Here is an 18,510-nt window from a genome sequence, read left to right as displayed (position 1 = left end):
ATCTAGGGATCAGCACTGCTCGCCGGGGCAGGGGCCAACATTGCCCGTGTCTCCGGCGTGCGCGTACTCATCGGACAGAAAGTTCACAGATGATCAAGAGCACAACCGGCCTGCACCGCGCCATCGCGCTGGCAGGCATCTCCGCCCTGGCCCTGACAGCCTGCACCGGGCCATCGGGCGGCGGCGGTGGAACGTCCAGCGGCGGCAGCGCCGGTGGCGGTGCCATCACTTTCGGAACGACCGACAAAGTCGTCACCCTCGACCCCGCCGGCTCCTACGACGCAGGATCCTTCCTGGTGATGAACCAGGTCTACCCCTTCCTGATGAACTCCAAGCCCGGCTCTGCCGAGGTCAGCCCCGATGTCGCGGAGTCCGCCTCCTTCACGGCACCCACCGAGTTCACCGTGAAGCTGAAACCGAACCTGAAGTTCGCCAACGGCCATGCCCTGACCGCCTCGGACGTGAAATTCTCCTACGACCGCGTGGTGAAGATCGACGACCCCAACGGTCCGGCGTCCCTGTTGTCCAACCTCAAGTCGGTTGAGGCGAAGGACGACACCACCGTCGTCTTTACTCTCAAGCAGGCCAACGACCAGGTGTTCCCCAGCGTCCTGGGCACCAACACGGGCCCCATCGTCGATGAGGAAGTGTTCCCGGCCAACAAAGTCATGAGCGACGAAGACATCGTTGCCGGCAAGCCCTTCGCGGGCCCGTACACCATCGATTCCTACAAGAAGAACGAACTGGTCAGCCTCAAGAGCAACCCGGACTACAACGGGCTGTTGGGCAAGCCGGCCAATGACAGTGCCGTCATCAAGTACTACGCCGATTCCAACAACCTCAAGCTGGACGTGCAGGGCGGAAACATCGACGTTGCCGGCCGCAGCCTGACCGCAACCGATGCCGCGGACCTGGACAAGGACTCCAAGGTCAAGGTCTACAAGGGCCCCGGTGGCGAACTGCGGTACATCGTCTTCAACTTCGACACCATGCCCTTCGGCGCCAAGACGCCGGAAGCCAACCCTGCCAAGGCCCTCGCGGTGCGGCAGGCCATGGCCGACATCGTGGACCGCCAGGCCATTTCGGACCAGGTCTACAAGGGCACCTACGTCCCGGCGTACTCGGTTGTCCCTGACGGCCTGCCCGGCGCAACCCAGCCGATGAAGGAGATGTACGGCGACGGCAGCGGCAAGCCGAGCGTGGACAAGGCCAAGAAGGCCCTGTCCGACGCCGGCATCACCGGTCCGGTCAACATCAAGCTGCAGTACAACCCGGACCACTACGGCAAGTCCTCCGGTGACGAGTACGCCATGGTCAAGGAGCAGCTGGAGAAGTCAGGGCTGTTCACCGTGGACCTGCAGTCCACCGAATGGGTGACCTACTCCAAGGCACGCACTGCTGACGCCTACCCCGTGTACCAGCTGGGGTGGTTCCCGGACTACTCCGATGCGGATAACTACCTCACGCCGTTCTTCATCCCCGGCAACTTCCTGAAGAACCACTACGAGAACCCGACCGTCACGGACCTGGTGCAGAAGCAGCTCACCACCCCGGACAAGACCGAGCGGCAGAAGCTGATCGGCGACGTCCAGACAGCTGTGGCCAAGGACCTTTCCACCCTGCCGCTTCTCCAGGGCTCGCAGCTGCTGGTGGCCGGGAAGGATGTCAAGGGCGTCGAGAAGACCCTTGATCCTTCCTTCAAGACCCGTCTTGGCGTCCTTTCCAAGTAAGCACTCCACCCCCATCGGGCTCTGACAGGCCAGAGGCGGGACGCCGAAACGGTGTCCCGCCTTTTGCCGGTCATCAGCCAGCACCGAGGGGAATGCTGGCTCCCGGTCACCACGAATCCAGGTACCGATGACAACTTTGATTGAAGCGCCACCCAGTGACGCGGACGCACTCCTTCCGCCCAAGAAAAAGCAGGCAGGCGGAGGGCTGGGCCAGTACATCCTGGTCCGCTTCCTGCTGATTTTCCCAACCATCCTCATCCTGGTCACCATGGTGTTCTTCCTCATGCGGATCACCGGGGATCCCATCACGGCCGCCATGGGCGGCCGGCTGCCCCCGGACCAGTTGCAGGAACGTATCCATGCCGCCGGCTATGACCGGCCCGTGCTCGTGCAGTACTTCGAATACCTGGGCCAGCTGGTCTCAGGAAACTTCGGCACGACGCTTTCGGACAACCGCCAGGTCACCGAGATGCTGACCACCTACGGCTCGGCCACACTGGAGCTGGCCATCAACGCCCTCATCGTCGCCCTGCTGGTGGGAATCCCGCTCGGCATGGTTGCCGCGCAACGGCGTGACCACCTGCCGGACGCCGTGCTCCGAATCCTGGCCATCCTCTTCTACGCCACCCCGGTCTTCTTCGCCGGCATGCTGCTGAAGCTGGTGTTCTCGGTGTGGCTGGGCTGGCTTCCCGTAGCCGGCCGTGCCAACACCAGGACCGAGCTGTCCCTCACCGCGCTGGAAGCTCCCACCGGCATCTACTGGCTGGACGCCCTCCGCAGCGGGAACATGGCGGCCTTCAGCGACGTCATGTCCCATGCTGTCCTTCCGGCGCTGGCACTGGGCCTCCTGACCGCAGGTGTCTTCCTGCGGCTGGTCCGCACCAACGTCATCGGTACCCTCGGCAAGGATTACGTCGAGGCCGGCCGCTCACGTGGCGTCAGCGAGTTCCGGCTGGTCACCAAGCACGCCTACAAGCCGGCGCTGATCCCCATCATCACCGTCATGGGCCTGCAGATCGCGGTGCTGCTCGGCGGCGCCGTGCTCACCGAAACCACCTTCGAATGGAAGGGCCTCGGGTTCCAGCTGGCCAACTACCTTACGGCGCGCGACTTCGTGGCCGTCCAGGGCATTGTGGTGCTGCTGGCCGTCATCGTCGCCGTCACCAACTTCATCGTGGACATCCTCGCCGCGCTGATCGACCCACGCGTGAGGTACTGACATGACCGCCGAAACCACTCTCGCACCTGTCGCCAACCCGCGGGCATCCTTCATCGGCCGGCTGCCGGTTGTGTCGCACTACAACAAAAGCGTCGGCCTGCAGCGCTTCATGCTGGTGGTGGGCCTGGTCCTTACCGGCATCTTCCTGCTCACGGCGCTGGCCGCACCGCTGCTGGCGCCCTACGGCTTCGCGCAACTGTCCGACGCCGACGGCAGTTTCCCCACCCAGCAAGCCCCGGGCGGCAAACACCTCCTGGGCACCACCGTGGGCGGCTACGACGTCCTGTCACGCGTCATCTGGGGTACCCAGACAGCGCTGCTGGTCATCATCGTGGCCGTGGTCCTCTCCATCTTCGCCGGCGTCATCCTCGGCCTGGTGAGCGGCTACATCGGCGGCTGGCTGGACCGCGTCCTCGTAGTGGTGGCCGACGCGATCTACGCGTTCCCGTCACTGCTGGTGGCCATCGTGATGGCCATCGTCATCAGCGGCGGCCAGTCCAGCCTGTTTGGCGGGATCCTGGCGGCGGCCATCTCCATCACGGTGGTGTTCATCCCGCAGTACTTCAGGGTGATCCGGGCAGAGACCATCCGGCTGAAGGCAGAACCTTTCGTTGAGTCGGCCAAGGTGGTGGGTGCATCGAACATCCGGATCATGACCCGGCACATCTACCGCAACGCCACCCGCACCCTGCCGCTGATCTTCACCCTCAACGCCTCCGAAGCCATCCTGACCCTGGCCGGGCTCGGCTTCCTGGGCTTCGGCATTGAACCAAGCTCTGCGGCCGAGTGGGGCTTCGACCTGAACAAGGCGCTTGCGGACACCACATCGGGCATCTGGTGGACGGGCCTTTTCCCCGGCCTGGCCATCGTCTGGACAGTCCTTGGGCTGACGCTGGTGGGCGAAAGCATCAACGACCTCAACGATCCGCGCCTCCGCGGCCGTAAGCGCAGCGGCCGCAAGGGCGCTGGTGCCACGCCGGCCGCTCCCGCTGCAACCGCCGCTCCCGGCGGGTCCGGCCCCGAAACAGAATTGAGCAACCCGTGAGCGAAAATCTCGGTTACCTGTCAGACCAGCAGGACCGGAAAACAGTCCTGGATATCGACCACCTGAAAGTCACCTTCGCTACGGACGGCGGTGACGTGCGTGCCGTCAAGGATGTCAGCCTGGAGGTCAGGGCCGGCGAGGTGGTGGCGATCGTGGGCGAGTCCGGGTCCGGCAAGACGGTGACGGCGAAGACCATCCTTGGCCTGCTGCCGGAAACGGCTGTGAGTTCGGGTGCGGTGCTGATCAACGGCGCCAACGTCATCAGCCTCAGCCCGGGTCGGCTGCGCCAGATCCGCGGCCGCGACGTGGCCATGGTGTTCCAGGAGCCGTCCACCGCCCTGAACCCTGTGTTCACGGTGGGGTGGCAGATCGCCGAAGGCATCCGTGCCCATGCGGGAGCAAACGGCGGGGGACGGGTGTCGGCGAAGGAAGCCAAAGCCCGCGCCATCGAGGCCCTGGGCAAGGTGGGCATCCCCGATCCCGAACACCGCGTCAACTACTACCCGCACCAGTTCTCCGGCGGGCAGAAGCAGCGGGTCGTGATCGCGGCGGCACTGGCGCTGAATCCAGGCCTTATTGTTGCCGACGAACCCACCACTGCCCTGGATGTCACCGTCCAGGCCGAAATCCTGGAACTCCTCCGGGACCTGCGGGACAAGTACGGCACCTCGATCGTGCTGATCACGCACAACATGGGCGTGGTGGCAGACCTGGCGGACCGCGTGGTGGTGATGTACCAGGGCGACGTCGTGGAGGAAGCCCCTGCGAAGACGCTGTTCGCCGAACCCAGGCAGGACTACACGCGCAGCCTCCTTGCCGCGGTGCCGCACCTTGGCCGCAACTCGGCGTCGGCAGGCCTGACCGAACGCCGCCACCAGGATGAGGAAGTGCTGGTGGCGGCCGACAAGCTGGAGATCGAGTACCCGGGGCGGCTTGGGACGCCTGCCTTCAAAGCCGTGGATGGTGTCAGTTTCACCTTGTCCAGGGGGGAGGTGTTTGGCTTGGTGGGGGAGTCGGGGTCCGGCAAGACCACTATCGGCCGCGCTATTGCCGGGCTCAACCGCACTACCGGCGGGAGCCTCAAGGTGCTGGGCTACGAGATGCTGAACCTTCGCGAGCGCACGTTCAAGCCGCTGCGCAAGGATATTGGCTTCGTGTTCCAGGACCCGGCTGCCTCCTTCAACCCGCAGTTGACCATCGGAGAGTGCATCGCCGAGCCCATGGTTATCCACACCCGGCCAAGCGATGCCCAGGCGCGCAAGCGCGTTGGTGAGCTGCTTGAATCAGTCCAGCTGCCGGCGTCGTACGCGGGCCGGTACCCGCACGAACTGTCCGGCGGCCAGCGGCAGCGGGCGTCGCTGGCGCGTGCCCTGAGCCTGAACCCCCGGTTGCTGATAGCGGATGAGCCGACGTCGGCCCTGGACGTTTCGGTGCAGGCGAAGGTCCTGGAGCTGTTCCGGGACATCCAGGAGGAATTTGGCTTCGGCTGCCTGTTCATCAGCCACGATCTTGCGGTGGTGGACATCCTGTCCTCCTGGGTCGGCGTCCTGTACAAGGGCAAGCTGGTGGAGCAGGGGATCGGCAGCCAGGTCATGGGTAACCCGCAGCATGACTACACGCGGCGGCTGATTGCCTCCCTGCCGGTGCCTGATCCGGCCGAACAGGCGAAACGCAGGGAGGAGCACCGGGCGCTCCTGGGCATCTGACCCGGAAAGTCGTTACCGTAAAGCTCCGGTGCCGGCAGTGTGCCGGCACCGGCGCTTCACACCCGCGGTGACTCCGTCCGCTCCCATAGACTGGAGCCATGACGCAGCACAACCCCATCCCTCCTGGCTCCGATGATTTCGACCCCTCCGCCAGTTCCCTGGCAGGTCAAGTGGACGATTCGGTGATGGCTGAACTGCTGTCCATCCGTTCCAGCATTGACAACATTGATGCCACCCTGGTGTACCTCCTGGCTGAACGCTTCAAGGCCACCCAGAAAGTGGGGTTCCTCAAGGCAACCCACCGCCTGCCCGCCGGTGATCCGGGACGGGAAGCCGCCCAGATCGCACGCCTGCGCCGCCTGGCCGAGGACGCCCACCTTGACCCGGCGTTCGCCGAGAAGTTCCTCAACTTCATCATCGGCGAGGTAATCCGCCACCACGAGGCCATCGCCGAGGACCACCAGGCGTCATCCGGACAACAGTCCCAGACCTCCGCACTGGCGTGAGCCGGGAACAGTACCAACGGGGCTCCGCCCCGCGTCCGGCCAACGCTGCGGACACTTCATTCGAAGCCCCGGAAGTAACGGCCACGGCGCTGGGTCCGTGGCCAGGCGAAGACCCGCTCGAAGCCACCCGGATTATCCGCGGCGAGCTCGGCAGCCCACACCTGCCGTTCCTTGCCGAGCTTCCGGACCGCGGGGTGGGTTCCGACGCCCTGGGCCGTACCGCGTCCCTCCTTGAGGAGCTGGCGGTGGACGTGCAGCCGCACGGGTGGCGGCTTGTGGACCGGCCCGGCAAGGACATGCGGCGTGCCGCGTCGGCGCTCTCCACCGACCTGAACGTGCTCGCCGACGTGGCGGGCGCGGAGGACGTTTCCCCTGCAGAGTTCAAGGTTCAGTTGGTAGGCCCGCTCAGCCTTGCGGCAGGCCTGCACCTGCACAACGGTGAGCGCGCGCTGCTGGACTACGGCGCGCGGCGGGACCTGGCCGCTTCCCTCGCAGCAGGAGTGGGCAGTTACCTCACGCGGGTGGCAGCGGCCGTTCCCGGCGCCCGTTTGGTGGTACAGGTGGACGAGCCCGCCATCGCCTCAGTGCTGGCCGGAACCATACCCACCGCCAGCGGCTACCGCACCCTGCGCGCGGTACCGGCATCGGAAGCGCGGGAGTCCTGGCGGCTGGTCCTGGATGCCCTGCGCGAAGCCGGTGCCGCGGACGTGGTGGTGTCGTTTCCGGAGATCGAGGCACCGATCGAACTGGTCCTGGCTGCAGGCGCCGACGGTGTTGCACTGCCGTTGAAGGCGTTGACCAACCGCCAGTGGGAGCAGGTGGCCGGAGCGGTGGAGGCCGGAAAACAGTTCTGGGCAGGCGCCCTGGAGGTCTCGGGCGGCCCAATGCCCAAGGTTGCCGACTGCATCGAGTCCGTATGGCGTCCCTGGCGCCAGCTGGGCCTTCCGGCGTCGCTGCTTGCCGCCACCAGGGTGACGCCCTCGGCAGGACTGGCCAATCTCACACCCTCACAGGCCACCGCGGTGCTCGGCAGGCTTACCCAGGTGGCTGACGGCCTCAACCAGCTGGTACTGGGGTAGGCGTCAGACCCTGTTTTCCCAGCGGTCCGGCTGCGCATAGCGGGGCAGGTAGCTTTGCGCGGAACTGCCGCCGGTGTAGGGGCGCAGCCGGTAGTCGAAGGTACCGGCGTACACCAGGACCAGACCGATCTGGGGCTGGATGACCTTGACCTGGATGCGGTGCCGCCCGTTGCTGCCCTCCGCCGGGTCCCACCATTGTTCGGCATAGGCCTTGGCGTCCAGGGCTGCCGGAAGGGGTACCCGGAGGGCACCCAGGAAAAGCCGGGAAGCTTCTGATACTCCGCGCAGCCTGCCGTCCAGGGTGACGCTGAGGTTCAGATCCGTCACCAGGCGCCGGTACCGTCCCACGTAGTCCACCAGCCGGGTGGCGCCGGCCCGGGTGATGGCGCTCGTGGTGTCCTGGAAAAGCCGGGTCCGTTCCGGGAACCGTATCTCCCGGCGGGCGGTGAGGCTGGAGCGGCCGAACGGATCCTGGTGCGCGTGGTTCTCGATCCGGAACGGAATGTTTTCACCGTACTCAGGAAAGAAGGCTTCTTCGCCCCCGGTGAGCCGCAGCAAGGGGCGCAGCCACCGCTGGCGGCACCCGACGACGTCGAACGTTCCTTCCCCCACGCCGTAGTGCCCGGACCCCGGTGCCAGCGAGAAATACTCCTGCAGCTCGGGCTGCAACCGGGAGAACTCCCTGCCCAGGACCTGCCGGTAAATGGGAACGCTCATCAAATGGACCTCCTGTTGCCTATGCCGTCTTGCTGTTCGGGGCTGACTGTCTCCGGGTTCACAATCTACCGGCAGCCTTAAGCCGGATGTACATGTCCGCAAGCCGGGGCGGCAGTTCGTGGGGCTCGGCGTCCACCACCTCCGCTCCGTAGCGCCGCAGCTCGGCAGTCACCGCCGCACGCTGCAGGAGCGCGCGTTCAGCCGCAGCAGCACGGAAGACTCCGGTGGCATCGTGGCGTTCCCGGAGCATGGCGCCAAGCTGGGGGTCGCGGACGGCTGCCACCACCACGACGTGCTGGCTTGCCAGCCGCTCGGCAACCGGCAGCAGGCCTTCCTCCGGAGCCCCGCTGTCCAGCGACGTCAGCAGCACCACGAGCGACCGGTGCGCGGATACGGCACGGACCTGCGCCGGGACGGCAGGCCAGTCCATCTCAATCAGTTCCGCGTCAAGGGGTGCCATTGCCTGGACCAGCCGGCCCAGGATGGTGCCCTGCCCGGCCGAGCCGGCCCGCGCCCGCGTCCTGCGGTCAAACGCCACGAAGTCCACCCGGTCTCCGCCGCGTTCAGCCAGGACACCCAGGAGGAGCGCCGCTTCGATCCCGGTGTCCAGGCGCGTTTCGTCACCGATCCTGGCCGCGGACGTGCGGGACGTATCGAGGACCACCACCACCCGTCGGTCCCGTTCCGGGCGCCACGTCCGGACCACCACCGCGGAGCGCCTGGCCGTGGCGCGCCAGTCGATGGAGCGCACGTCATCACCGCGGACGTAGTCGCGCAGGGAGTCGAACTCCGTGCCGGCGCCGCGGATCTGGACGGCGGCCTTTCCGTCGAGTTCGCGCAGCTTCCGCAGCTTGGAGGGCAGGTGCCGCCTGGAATGAAAGGGCGGCAATACCCGCACTGAGCCGGGGCAATCGATGGTGCGCTGGCGGGCGGCCAGGCGCAGGGGCCCGAACGATCGAATCGTCACGTGCGGCGCTGCCAGGTCGCCACGCCGGACAGGTTGGAGCTTGACCTGGTACCGCCTTCCTTCCCCGGCCGGTACGTCGATGGCCTGCACCGGGTTCTGCGCCCCGGCGGACGGTTGCCAGCCATCCCGCAGCGAGCCGCGGAGTGGGCGGGCACCGCCGTTGCGCACCGTGAGGATGGCGTCCACAGACTTGTTAAGCGTCACGTTCTCCGGATCCGCACGCACCACATTGACCCGGCGGAGGGATGCCGCGAAGACCAGGTCCGCAACCAACAGGGCCACGAGCACGGCGGCGGTGGCAAGTACGGTCAGCCACCCGGGGGACAGCAGCACCGGCACCAGGCCAAGCAGCACCAGCGCAACGAAGCACCCCGAGATGGCCATCAGCGGGGAACGGGGACGGACGCCAGGATGCTGCCCAGGACGTCGTCCACGCGGACGCCGTCCATCTGGGCTTCGGGCTGCAGCGCCACGCGGTGCCGCAGGCACGGGAGGGCCAGCGCCTTGACGTCGTCCGGGATGACGAAGGGACGCCCCGAGAGCCATGCCCAGGACCGTGACGTGTTGAGGAGTGCAGTGGCACCGCGCGGTGACACTCCCAGCTGGAATGAAGGGGCGGCCCGGGTTGCCCGCACAAGGTCAACGATGTAGCCAATGATTTCCGGTTCCACCGCCACGCGCGCCACTGCCTCCCGCGCCCGTTCCAGGTCCTCTGCGCCGGCCACCGCCCGGACCCCGGCCGCCACCAGGTCCCGGGGATCGAAACCGGCGGCATGGCGGCGGATGACTTCGATTTCGTCCCCGCGTTCGGGCAGCGGCATGGTGAGCTTGAGCAGGAACCTGTCCAGCTGCGCCTCCGGCAGGGCGTAGGTCCCCTCGTACTCCACCGGATTCTGGGTGGCCGCCACCAAGAAAGGCGCCGGAAGCCGCCGGGAGGTGCCGTCCACCGATACCTGCCGCTCTTCCATGGCTTCGAGGAGTGACGCCTGGGTCTTTGGCGGCGTGCGGTTGATCTCATCAGCCAACAGCAGGTTGGTGAAGACGGGACCCTCCCGGAAGCTGAATTCGGAGGTGTGGGAGTCATAAACCAGGGAGCCTGTGACATCGCCGGGCATGAGGTCGGGGGTGAACTGCACCCGTTTGGTGTCCAGGCTCAAGGCGGAGGAGAGCGCGCGGACCAGCAGGGTCTTGGCAACCCCGGGCACGCCCTCCAGCAGCACATGCCCCTGCGAAAGCAGGGCAATCAGGAGGCCGGTGACCGTGGCGTCCTGTCCCACCACTGCCTTTGCCACCTCCTGCCGGACAGCAAGCAGTGCCTGCCGTGCGCCGTCGTCGTCCATGTAGCTGCCTGAGTCCATGGCATTAAGGGTTGCCGGGCCACTGCTCTGTTCGCTCATCGGGTCATGACCTCTTTCTCGAGTTTGTCCAGCGACTGTGACCAGGCCACCAGCCGGGCTTCGGTTGCGGGGCGTTCGTTTATCAGTTCGCGGATGCCGGTGGCGTCCGTGCCGAGGTACTTGGCCACCGCGGCTATGGTGTCCTCGGCTGTGGCACCTGGGCCGAGGCGGAGCTTTCCGGAAAGCCGCACCAGCAGCCCTGCCCGCAGGTTGTCCCGGGCCTGGCCGACGGAGCGGGAGTCCTGGTAAAGCCGGGCACGCCCTTCCGCAGTCTCAACAGCCTTGACCACCACCGGCAGCGGCTCGAACACCAGCGGGCCGTGGCGGCGCCCCCGCCACAGGACGGCGGCCGATGCCACCAGGAGCAGCCAGGGGCCCAGGAAACGGGCCCAGTCCGGTGCAAGGTCATCCAGTGTCTTCCCGGATCCGGTCACTGCGACGTCCTCCAGCGAGGGCAGGTACCAGACCAGGTCCGGCGATGCGCCCAGCATCCGGACTGCCAACGCGGCGTTGCCCAGTTCATCCAGCTTGTCGTTGCCCAGCACCGCCCGGTTGCCCAGCACGGCCAGGCGTCCGTCGTTGCTGACGGCGAACATCCCGGCGGTTCCGGCTGCCCGGTAGCAGGCCGTCCCGCCGTCGTAGACGAAGCCGCCCTGGCCCGTGACCTGTCCCGCTGCCTCCGCATCCGGCTGGTCGCAGCCCGGGTTTAGGACCGGGAAGCCATCGGGAACCACACCGGCCTGGCGGATCCCGCTGTCAAGGGCGGTGAGGGTTTCCAGCCTGGGCGAAACCACCACCACTTTGTCAGCGGCCGACATAAGTGCGGCCAGCTGCGGCTCACCCAGGATGCCGTTCCTGTCATAGAGCAGGAGCGTGGGGGAGGAGCCGGAGCGCAGGTCATCCAAGGCTGCGTCGAAACGTGCGGGCGTGTGGACGGAGACTCCGTGCCGGCCCAGGATCTCGCCCAACGCCCTGGCCCCGTCCGGCCCGGCATTGTGGACTGAGAGGGGAATCGTGTCGCCATTGGGAGCGAGTTGCGTGCCGATCACCAGCGCCAGCGCGGCGGCCACCACAACACCCGCTGCCGTAAGTCCGCGGTGCTGCCGCAGCCAGGCGAGGAACCTCCCTGCGTGGGAGGTCGGTGGCGCGGACACGGCTTCCGGGATGTCCTCCCGGCCAGCGGCAGGACCCGGATGCCTGGTATCAGTAGCGGAGCCGCTCATGGCAGCCGTACCGCGCTGCCGGATGGAACCGGCTTCGTGGCATCCAAGTCGGAGTCCAGGCCCACCATCTCCTGGTAGTCGGCGCTGCCTGCATACCTGTTCCCATACCGAATGCCGTCAAAGACGGCCGCCGCCCGCAGCAATCGCCCGGACTCAGCGTTGAAGGACACGGACAGTGCCCGCGCCGCTTCATCGGCGGTACGGCCCGGCTGCGGGTCCAGGATGGTGCGGTCTTCAGCGCTGCGGACCACGGCACGGAAGCGGTCGACGACGGCGTCCCCCCACTTTCCGGCCGCGGCTGCGGCTTCTGCGCGGTTCCGGTAGTCGATCGCTGACATGGCCGCTTCCCGTTCGGAGACGTCCTTGGCCTTCCGGGCGCGGGCGTTCAGCCGGGGGCGCGCGAGGATGATGGCAGCTGCGATGATGGCCGCAATGACGAGGGCGATGACCGGGCTGGGCACAGCTGTTGAGTCCCCGGTGGAGCCGTCCAGGGACTGCAACCAGTCGAGGAAGTTCCGCCAGAGGGTGTCCACCCAGGATGGGGCGGCGTCCCGGTATTCCGGTTTGGCCAGCTCCTCTACCGCCCAGCGCCGTGCCTCCGCCGAATCCGGGAGCACCGGAGGCTCAGCGGCCATACGTCCATGCCCCTGGTGACCCTGGCGCCGTCCCATACCCGGGGTACGGCGTGCTCCTGCCTGCCTGCGTTCCCCGGCCCGGGACGCCGTCAGGATCAGCACCGGTCTCCAGCTGGCGCAGCAGCGCGATGTCCAGGCCGTCCTTGCGCATCCGCAGGTCCATATAGAGCAGCGCCATCACGGATGTCTGGTAGGCGTAAGCCACCGCGCCCACCAGGGCACCGATCACCGCGGTGACCACACCCATGACAACGCCCATTGTGGCGTCCTGCCCGCTGCCGCCGTGCGGCGAGACCACACCGGACACGAACGTGGGCAGGAGGCTTACCGGAATCAGGACCACCTGGGTGACCACCCCCACCAGGACCGCCACCACCAAGGTGATGCCCAGGATCCGCCACCAGTTAGCCCGGGTTAATTCCCAGGAACGACGGATTCCGGCAAAGGCTCCAACCTCTTCGATGACGACGGCGGCAGGCGCCACCATGACCTTGACCGCCACCCACGCAACCGCGACGCCAAAAGCCAGCATGAGGGGGAATACCAGCAGCACGGCCGCGCCCCGGACGTTGGAGAACAGGAAAACAATGATGGCGACAAAGAGCGCCATGGTGGCCAGAACCGCCGCCACCATCAGCGCCGCCAGCCCGGCCAGTGCGCCGAACCTTGGCCGCGCCAGCGACAGCATGCGCCGGAAGCCGGTGGGCCGGTTCAGGATGGAACGCGCCACAGGCACCACCATGGCGCCTTGGAGGATGGCGGAAATGAACACCGACAAGATGGACAGGAGGGCAAAGCCGGCCATCATACCGATCCCAAGGGAGGTGAGTTCGGCGCTGCTGGCCGTTTCGGCCCAGGCCTCGACGGAGCCCGACGAAGTGGCAAGGAGCGCTGTGACTACCGCAGCGAGGATGGCCGACAATGACTGCGCCAGCAAACCGGCCCCGAGCATTGCCTTGGCATTGCGCCTGATGGCTTGGAACGATCCGTCCAGAACTTCCCCGAACATCAGGGGCCGCAACGGAATGATCCCCGGCTTCGGCGGGGCTACGTAGCGCGGCTGACCGCCGGGTGAGGCCCCGTATGGTGACGCCCCATACGGGGTTGCTCCATAAGGTGATGCCCCATAAGGCGCAGCGGGATAGGCAGAGCCGTTGTACTGGGACCCGTTGTAAGGGGAACCATTAGGCGGCTGCCCGCCGCTGGCCTGTCCGCCATTGGATTGTCCGCCGTATGCCTGGCTTCCAGAGGGGGAGGCGCCGGGGTATGGGCCGCCGGCGTACGGGTTATTCGCGGACGGTTGCTGGCCGGGCGTCTGCTGCCACGGCTGTGTTTGAGGCCGTTGCTGCCATGGCTGCTGCTTCTCCCAAGGGGACTGCTGCCCGGACTGTGATTGCTGGCCTTCGTGGGGTTGGTGCCCGGGCGGCGCCCACGGCTGGTTCCATGCACCCGCGCCTGGTTTGGGCGTTGCGGGCCTGGGCGCGTCGGGTCCTGGCGTCTCCGGGCCGGGCATGCCTGCCGACACGGGCGTGCTGCCGTCCGGTGCATCCCGCGGCCGCTCCTGCCTGGGTTCCCCGGGCCCCGACTCCTGTGGTGACACTGATTCCTCCCCCAATACCAGTCTGCCCGCCCCGTACCAGCCGCCGGAAGGTGCGCACCGGCAGCGCGGGACATGACCCCAAGACTATAGTTCCGGCGTCGGACGGCCTAGTACTCCCGCCATGCCGGAAGCCGCTCAACAGGACAAACCCATTTCGATAAGGGAATATATAGCTATGAAGGCACGCATTCTGGTGGTAGACGATGACGAAGCGCTGGCCGAGATGATTGGAATTGTCCTCCGTAATGACGGCTTCGAGCCGGTCTTTTGCGCGGACGGAGCCCAGGCGCTGGACGTCTTCCGGTCATCGCGGCCGGACCTGGTCCTGCTCGACCTCATGCTTCCCGGCATGGACGGCATCGAGGTCTGCCGGCAAATCCGCGGCGAGTCGGACGTGCCCATCGTCATGCTGACCGCCAAGTCGGATACCTCCGACGTCGTCCGCGGACTCGAGTCCGGTGCTGATGACTACGTGCCCAAACCCTTCAAGCCCGCCGAGTTGGTGGCGCGCGTGCGGGCCCGCCTTCGCCCCGGGGACCAGAAGGCGCCCGAGACACTGCGCATCGCGGACATCACCATCGATGTTGCCGGCCACACCGTCAGCAGGGGCAATGAGCGGATCTCCCTGACCCCGCTGGAATTCGACCTCCTGGTGGCGCTGGCCCGTAAACCCTGGCAGGTCTTCACCCGGGAGCTGCTGCTGGAGCAGGTTTGGGGATACCGCCATGCTGCAGACACCAGGCTGGTCAACGTCCATGTCCAGCGACTGCGGTCCAAGATCGAGCAGGACCCGGAAGCCCCGGAAGTTGTATTGACGGTGCGTGGTGTCGGCTACAAAGCAGGGGTCTGACCCCTCCGCGCGGGACGGGGAACCGGACCAGCGCACAACCCCGCACTCTGTCGTTGCCGGCATGGACCGGAACACCGCGGGCCAGGACGACGTCGCGGGGGACACCGCGCCCCGCGACGGCGCCGCACCCGACGCTGCCTCTCAGGGATCCGGCTCACAGGACGCTGGCTCACAGGGCGCGCCCGGTCCCCGGGATGGCATCACTCCCGTCCTCAGGCATGTGGGCTTCAGGGCCAGGATTTGGCAGCGGCGTGCCCTGATCGTCGCCCTGCGCGTGGCACGCCTGGTCCGCACGGGCGTCCGCCGCTTCCTTCCCGGCCTGAGGTACCTGGGCCGCGCCCTGCAGCAGCGCTGGCGCCGGTCCCTGCAGTTCCGTACCGTCCTCACCACCCTCATGCTGGCCGTGACCTCGTTTGCCGTCGTAGGCGCATACCTGTCCAACCAGATCGCCAACAACCTCTTCCAGGAGCGGCTGACCCAGGCAGAGTCGGAGACCCGTTACAACGTCAAGCAGGTACAGGACACGTTCGACGGCGCCCAGGTCACCGACCAGTCCAGCGTTATCACCTTGGTTTCGGACACGCTGAGCGCCGTGGAAGGCCGTGGTTCGGTCATCCAGCGCCGCTACGTCTTCGAAGCGATGCCCAACCAGACCAAGCCCCGGAACCGCTGGGTGGAGTCACGCGCCTCCGACCAGCTGACCGTCAGTGTCATCCCCGCGGACCTGCGGAAGGCAGTCCAGGACTCCGGCAAGGACCAGTACTGGGCCTCCACGGTCATCCCGGTGGGCACCGAGGACCGGCCGGGAATCGCCGTCGGGAACAAAGTGACCTTCAACGGCACGGTGTACGAGCTCTACCTGATCTATGACCTGAATACCGCCCAGCAGACGCTCAACGAAATCCAGAGCGTGTTGTGGGCCGGCGGTGCCGTGCTGGTCCTCATGATCGGCGCCGTAGCCTGGTACGTCACCCGCAACGTGGTCAGCCCGGTCAGCCACGCCGCCATGGTGTCCGAGAAGCTGGCAGCCGGACAGTTGCAGGAGCGCATGGTGGTCAAGGGCGAGGACGAGGTGGCGCGCCTTGGCGCTTCCTTCAACCACATGGCAGCCAGCCTGCAGGAGCAGATCACGCAACTGGCAACGCTTTCGCAGATGCAGCAGCGATTTGTCTCCGACGTCTCGCACGAATTGCGGACGCCGTTGACCACCGTCCGGATGGCAGCAGAAGTCCTCTATGACGCGCGTGATGATTTCGACCCCATCAACAAGCGGTCCGCAGAGCTGCTCTACAACCAAGTGGAGCGGTTCCAGTCCCTCCTCTCCGACCTCCTTGAAATCAGCCGCTTCGATGCGGGCGTGGCAATGCTGGATGCCGAGCCGGAGGACCTGCTACAGGTGATCGCCCACGTCATTGAAGGAGCGGCACCCGTAGCCGCGGAGTATGGCTCCGAAATCATTTTCGCTGCCCCCGAAGGGGCGATGATCGTGGAAATGGACGCGCGGCGGATTGACAGGATTTTGCGGAACCTGATCCTGAACGCAGTCGAGCACGGTGAGGGCAAACCCGTGACGGTCACCGTCGCGGCCAATGATACTGCCGTCGGCGTCGCGGTCCGGGACCACGGCATTGGTATGGACCAGGCACAGGCTGCCCGGGTTTTCGACAGGTTCTGGCGTGCCGATCCCGCCCGTGCCCGCACCACCGGCGGCAGTGGCCTGGGACTGTCCATCGCCATGGAAGACACAAAGCTGCACCACGGCTGGCTGCAGGCCTGGGGAAGGAAGGGGGATGGTGCCAACTTCCGGCTCACCCTCCCGCTGCGGCAGGATGCCGTGATCGCCGAGTCGCCCGTCCAACTGGAACCAAAGGACGCCACCATCCCGGGAGCGCCGGGAAGCATCCCGGCGGAACAGGACTACAAGAACATGCTGGTGCTCCAAACAGGCACCGCCAGGCCTGCTCCGGTGCGGGCACCCGAGGAGACACCATGAGGGCGGCAGCGCGCCACGCCAGGTACCCGGCGGCGCTGCTGGCGCTGCTGGCGCTGCTGATCGTCCTGCTGTCGGGCTGCGCGCGGATCCCCACGTCCGGCCCGGTCGGCAAGAGCAGCGAAAGCAGCGCGGGAAACGTCAGTGCACCGGTGTTCCTGCCGGCGGCGCCACAACCGGGCGCATCACCGGAAACCATCATCGACTACTTCTACCGGGCCGGCAGCGGCTACGAGGACGACTACGCGGTGGCCCGCCAATACCTGACGCAGGCATCGGCAGTGTCCTGGAAACCGGACAAGCGCGCCCTGGTGTACCGGGAGGCCCGCGTTGTCCCCACTGGCACCGAGAACGTCTTCAACTACGAACTGGACGTCTCCTACACGGTGAACGCGGACGGCATCGCCACGCAGTCGCCGCCGGGAACAGTGGAACGTATTCCCGTGACGGTGACGCAGGTGGACGGGGAGTGGCGGATCTCCGCGATTCCGGACGGGACAGCCATCGCGGAGGAAACGTTCAAGGTAATCTACGGCGCCTACCCCATCTATTTTTACGACCCCACCTTCACATACGCCGTCCCCGACGTCCGCTGGTTCCTGAAGAACAAGACTGTCAAGGCCATGACCAGCGCATTGCTGGCCGGCCCTGCTCCATACCTGCGCGGCGCCGTCGCCAGCGCTTTTCCCTCCGGGATCAAGCTGGCCCGTGAATCGGTGCCCGTCGTGTCCGGGGCGGCCCAGGTGGACCTGACGGCCAAGGAACTGACGGAAACATCGGCCGAGGACCGGCTGCGCATGCAGATGCAGCTGACGCTGACGTTCCGAAGCCAGCCCGACGTGGTCAATGTCGAGCTGCGCGCCAACCAGGACCTGGTCCGGGTGGAGGACAACGGGAGTGTCCTTCCGCCGGTGCTGGACAAGACCGTGCCGTCGCGGCAGATCGCCATTAGCGGTAATGAACTGGTGCGGTACGAGAACAACCGGGTGTCGCCGCTGCCGGACATGCAGCCGGTTTCAGCGCTCAATCCCCGGTATCCTGCCGAGTCTCCGGTCTCGCAGACTGCGGCCTTCCTCAACGACGGCCGAACCACGCTGTACAGCATCAGCCCAGGGCAACCTGCGCGTTCCCTGACCACCAGGAGCACCCTCAGCCGGCCGTCCATCAGTCTTAGCGACTGGGTATGGACAGCGGGGCCGGGCGCCACGGGTGCCACCGAAGTGGTGGCCTTCCACCCCGCCGGCGTGGCGGAAGGAGCAGCAGTCCCGTCCGTAACGATGGCACCCGCTTGGCTCGCCGGCCGCACGGTGAAGGAACTCCGTATCTCGCGCGACGGGGTGCGCGCCCTGGTCATTTCCGAACAAAACGGCAAGTCCAAGGTACAGGTAGCGGGCGTGATCCGGGCCGGGGACGGCACACCGCGGGAGCTGACGGTGCCCATCACCTTGGTGGCTTCCAGTGATCCCGACCAAGGCGTCTGGGTGAACGGCACCACCGTGGCGGTCATGAAGGGGGCCGCCGGTACGAATGTCACGCCGGAACTTCTGTCCCTGACTTCCGGGCAGCCGCAGCAGTTGGCTCCCTGGCCGGGCCTGGTCTCCATCAGCGCCGGAAATGGCGCCGACGACCTCTACGTGCAGTCCGGGGAAGGGATCTTCCAGCGCCTCGGCAATGGCTGGTCGCCGCAGATCAAGGGGCCCATCGATCCGGCATTCCCGGGCTGATCCTCTTCTGCCCCCGAGCTGGCAACGTGCAGGCAGCGCAGCGCTTCGCCGGGTTGGGATCCCGTCTTGTCCACATAGCCGCCGGCCGGCTGCCCGCTGCCCCTGGATCTGGTCCACAGTGG

Annotated in this window: 15 protein-coding genes; 9 read left to right on the top strand and 6 right to left on the bottom strand. The window is 66.6% G+C overall.

What is annotated here, in order from left to right; genetic code table 11:
• The first annotated feature begins 89 nt into the window (after nucleotides 1-89).
• From LFT44_RS13315 to LFT44_RS13290, 6 genes are all read left to right on the top strand, one after another.
• Complete coding sequence (locus LFT44_RS13315) at nucleotides 90-1,730, top strand: ABC transporter substrate-binding protein (protein ID WP_236798929.1); 1,641 nt, start codon at nucleotides 90-92, stop codon at nucleotides 1,728-1,730.
• 127 nt (nucleotides 1,731-1,857) lie between these two features.
• Nucleotides 1,858-2,949, top strand: coding sequence for an ABC transporter permease (locus LFT44_RS13310; RefSeq protein WP_236798928.1), 1,092 nt, complete (start codon nucleotides 1,858-1,860; stop codon nucleotides 2,947-2,949).
• 1 nt (nucleotide 2,950) lies between these two features.
• Nucleotides 2,951-3,994 (top strand): ABC transporter permease, encoded by a 1,044-nt coding sequence (locus LFT44_RS13305; protein ID WP_236798927.1) that lies wholly within the window; start codon nucleotides 2,951-2,953, stop codon nucleotides 3,992-3,994.
• Complete coding sequence (locus tag LFT44_RS13300) at nucleotides 3,991-5,700, top strand: ABC transporter ATP-binding protein (RefSeq protein WP_236798926.1); 1,710 nt, start codon at nucleotides 3,991-3,993, stop codon at nucleotides 5,698-5,700. The genes LFT44_RS13305 and LFT44_RS13300 overlap by 4 nt, the downstream gene beginning before the upstream one ends.
• A gap of 98 nt (nucleotides 5,701-5,798) precedes the next feature.
• Nucleotides 5,799-6,206 (top strand): chorismate mutase, encoded by a 408-nt coding sequence (locus LFT44_RS13295; RefSeq protein ID WP_236798925.1) that lies wholly within the window; start codon nucleotides 5,799-5,801, stop codon nucleotides 6,204-6,206.
• A complete protein-coding gene (locus tag LFT44_RS13290; protein WP_442863749.1) occupies nucleotides 6,203-7,285 on the top strand; it encodes a hypothetical protein in 1,083 nt (360 codons plus the stop codon). The genes LFT44_RS13295 and LFT44_RS13290 overlap by 4 nt, the downstream gene beginning before the upstream one ends.
• Nucleotides 7,286-7,288: 3 nt before the next feature.
• On the opposite strand, the gene LFT44_RS13285 is transcribed toward LFT44_RS13290, so the two are convergent.
• Genes LFT44_RS13285 through LFT44_RS13260 form a run of 6 tightly spaced genes read right to left on the bottom strand, consistent with a single transcriptional unit; the run spans nucleotide 7,289 to nucleotide 13,233 of the window.
• Nucleotides 7,289-8,002 (bottom strand): DUF4166 domain-containing protein, encoded by a 714-nt coding sequence (locus tag LFT44_RS13285; protein WP_236798924.1) that lies wholly within the window; start codon nucleotides 8,000-8,002, stop codon nucleotides 7,289-7,291.
• 58 nt (nucleotides 8,003-8,060) lie between these two features.
• Nucleotides 8,061-9,353: a DUF58 domain-containing protein gene (locus tag LFT44_RS13280; protein ID WP_236798923.1), complete on the bottom strand. Its 1,293-nt coding sequence runs from the start codon at nucleotides 9,351-9,353 to the stop codon at nucleotides 8,061-8,063.
• On the bottom strand, nucleotides 9,353-10,327 hold the full coding sequence (locus LFT44_RS13275) for an AAA family ATPase (RefSeq protein WP_236802895.1): 975 nt from the start codon (nucleotides 10,325-10,327) through the stop codon (nucleotides 9,353-9,355). Before LFT44_RS13275 ends, LFT44_RS13280 begins: the two co-directional genes overlap by 1 nt.
• 35 nt (nucleotides 10,328-10,362) lie before the next feature.
• On the bottom strand, nucleotides 10,363-11,589 hold the full coding sequence (locus LFT44_RS13270) for a DUF4350 domain-containing protein (RefSeq protein WP_236798922.1): 1,227 nt from the start codon (nucleotides 11,587-11,589) through the stop codon (nucleotides 10,363-10,365).
• Nucleotides 11,586-12,224 carry a DUF4129 domain-containing protein gene (locus LFT44_RS13265; protein WP_236798921.1) on the bottom strand — a complete coding sequence of 213 codons (639 nt, stop codon included), beginning with the start codon at nucleotides 12,222-12,224 and terminating at the stop codon, nucleotides 11,586-11,588. Before LFT44_RS13265 ends, LFT44_RS13270 begins: the two co-directional genes overlap by 4 nt.
• Nucleotides 12,214-13,233, bottom strand: a complete 1,020-nt coding sequence (locus LFT44_RS13260; RefSeq protein WP_236798920.1) for a DUF7847 domain-containing protein — start codon at nucleotides 13,231-13,233, stop codon at nucleotides 12,214-12,216. The genes LFT44_RS13265 and LFT44_RS13260 overlap by 11 nt, the downstream gene beginning before the upstream one ends.
• A gap of 766 nt (nucleotides 13,234-13,999) precedes the next feature.
• Here LFT44_RS13260 and mtrA point away from each other — a divergent pair.
• The 3 genes from mtrA to LFT44_RS13245 all read left to right on the top strand — a co-directional run bounded on the left by mtrA (nucleotide 14,000) and on the right by LFT44_RS13245 (nucleotide 18,388).
• Nucleotides 14,000-14,674, top strand: a complete 675-nt coding sequence (gene mtrA, locus LFT44_RS13255; protein ID WP_018768515.1) for an MtrAB system response regulator MtrA — start codon at nucleotides 14,000-14,002, stop codon at nucleotides 14,672-14,674.
• A 61-nt stretch (nucleotides 14,675-14,735) separates the two neighbouring features.
• On the top strand, nucleotides 14,736-16,667 hold the full coding sequence (gene mtrB / locus LFT44_RS13250) for an MtrAB system histidine kinase MtrB (RefSeq protein ID WP_236798919.1): 1,932 nt from the start codon (nucleotides 14,736-14,738) through the stop codon (nucleotides 16,665-16,667).
• Nucleotides 16,664-18,388 carry an LpqB family beta-propeller domain-containing protein gene (locus tag LFT44_RS13245; RefSeq protein WP_236798918.1) on the top strand — a complete coding sequence of 575 codons (1,725 nt, stop codon included), beginning with the start codon at nucleotides 16,664-16,666 and terminating at the stop codon, nucleotides 18,386-18,388. The genes mtrB and LFT44_RS13245 overlap by 4 nt, the downstream gene beginning before the upstream one ends.
• The last annotated feature ends 122 nt before the right edge of the window (nucleotides 18,389-18,510 follow it).

The sequence above is a fragment of the Arthrobacter sp. FW306-05-C genome (assembly GCF_021801725.1).
Lineage (GTDB): Bacteria > Actinomycetota > Actinomycetes > Actinomycetales > Micrococcaceae > Arthrobacter.
The sequence above is the reverse complement of the archived record's forward strand: the minus strand, read 5'-3'. Positions and strand labels throughout refer to the sequence as shown.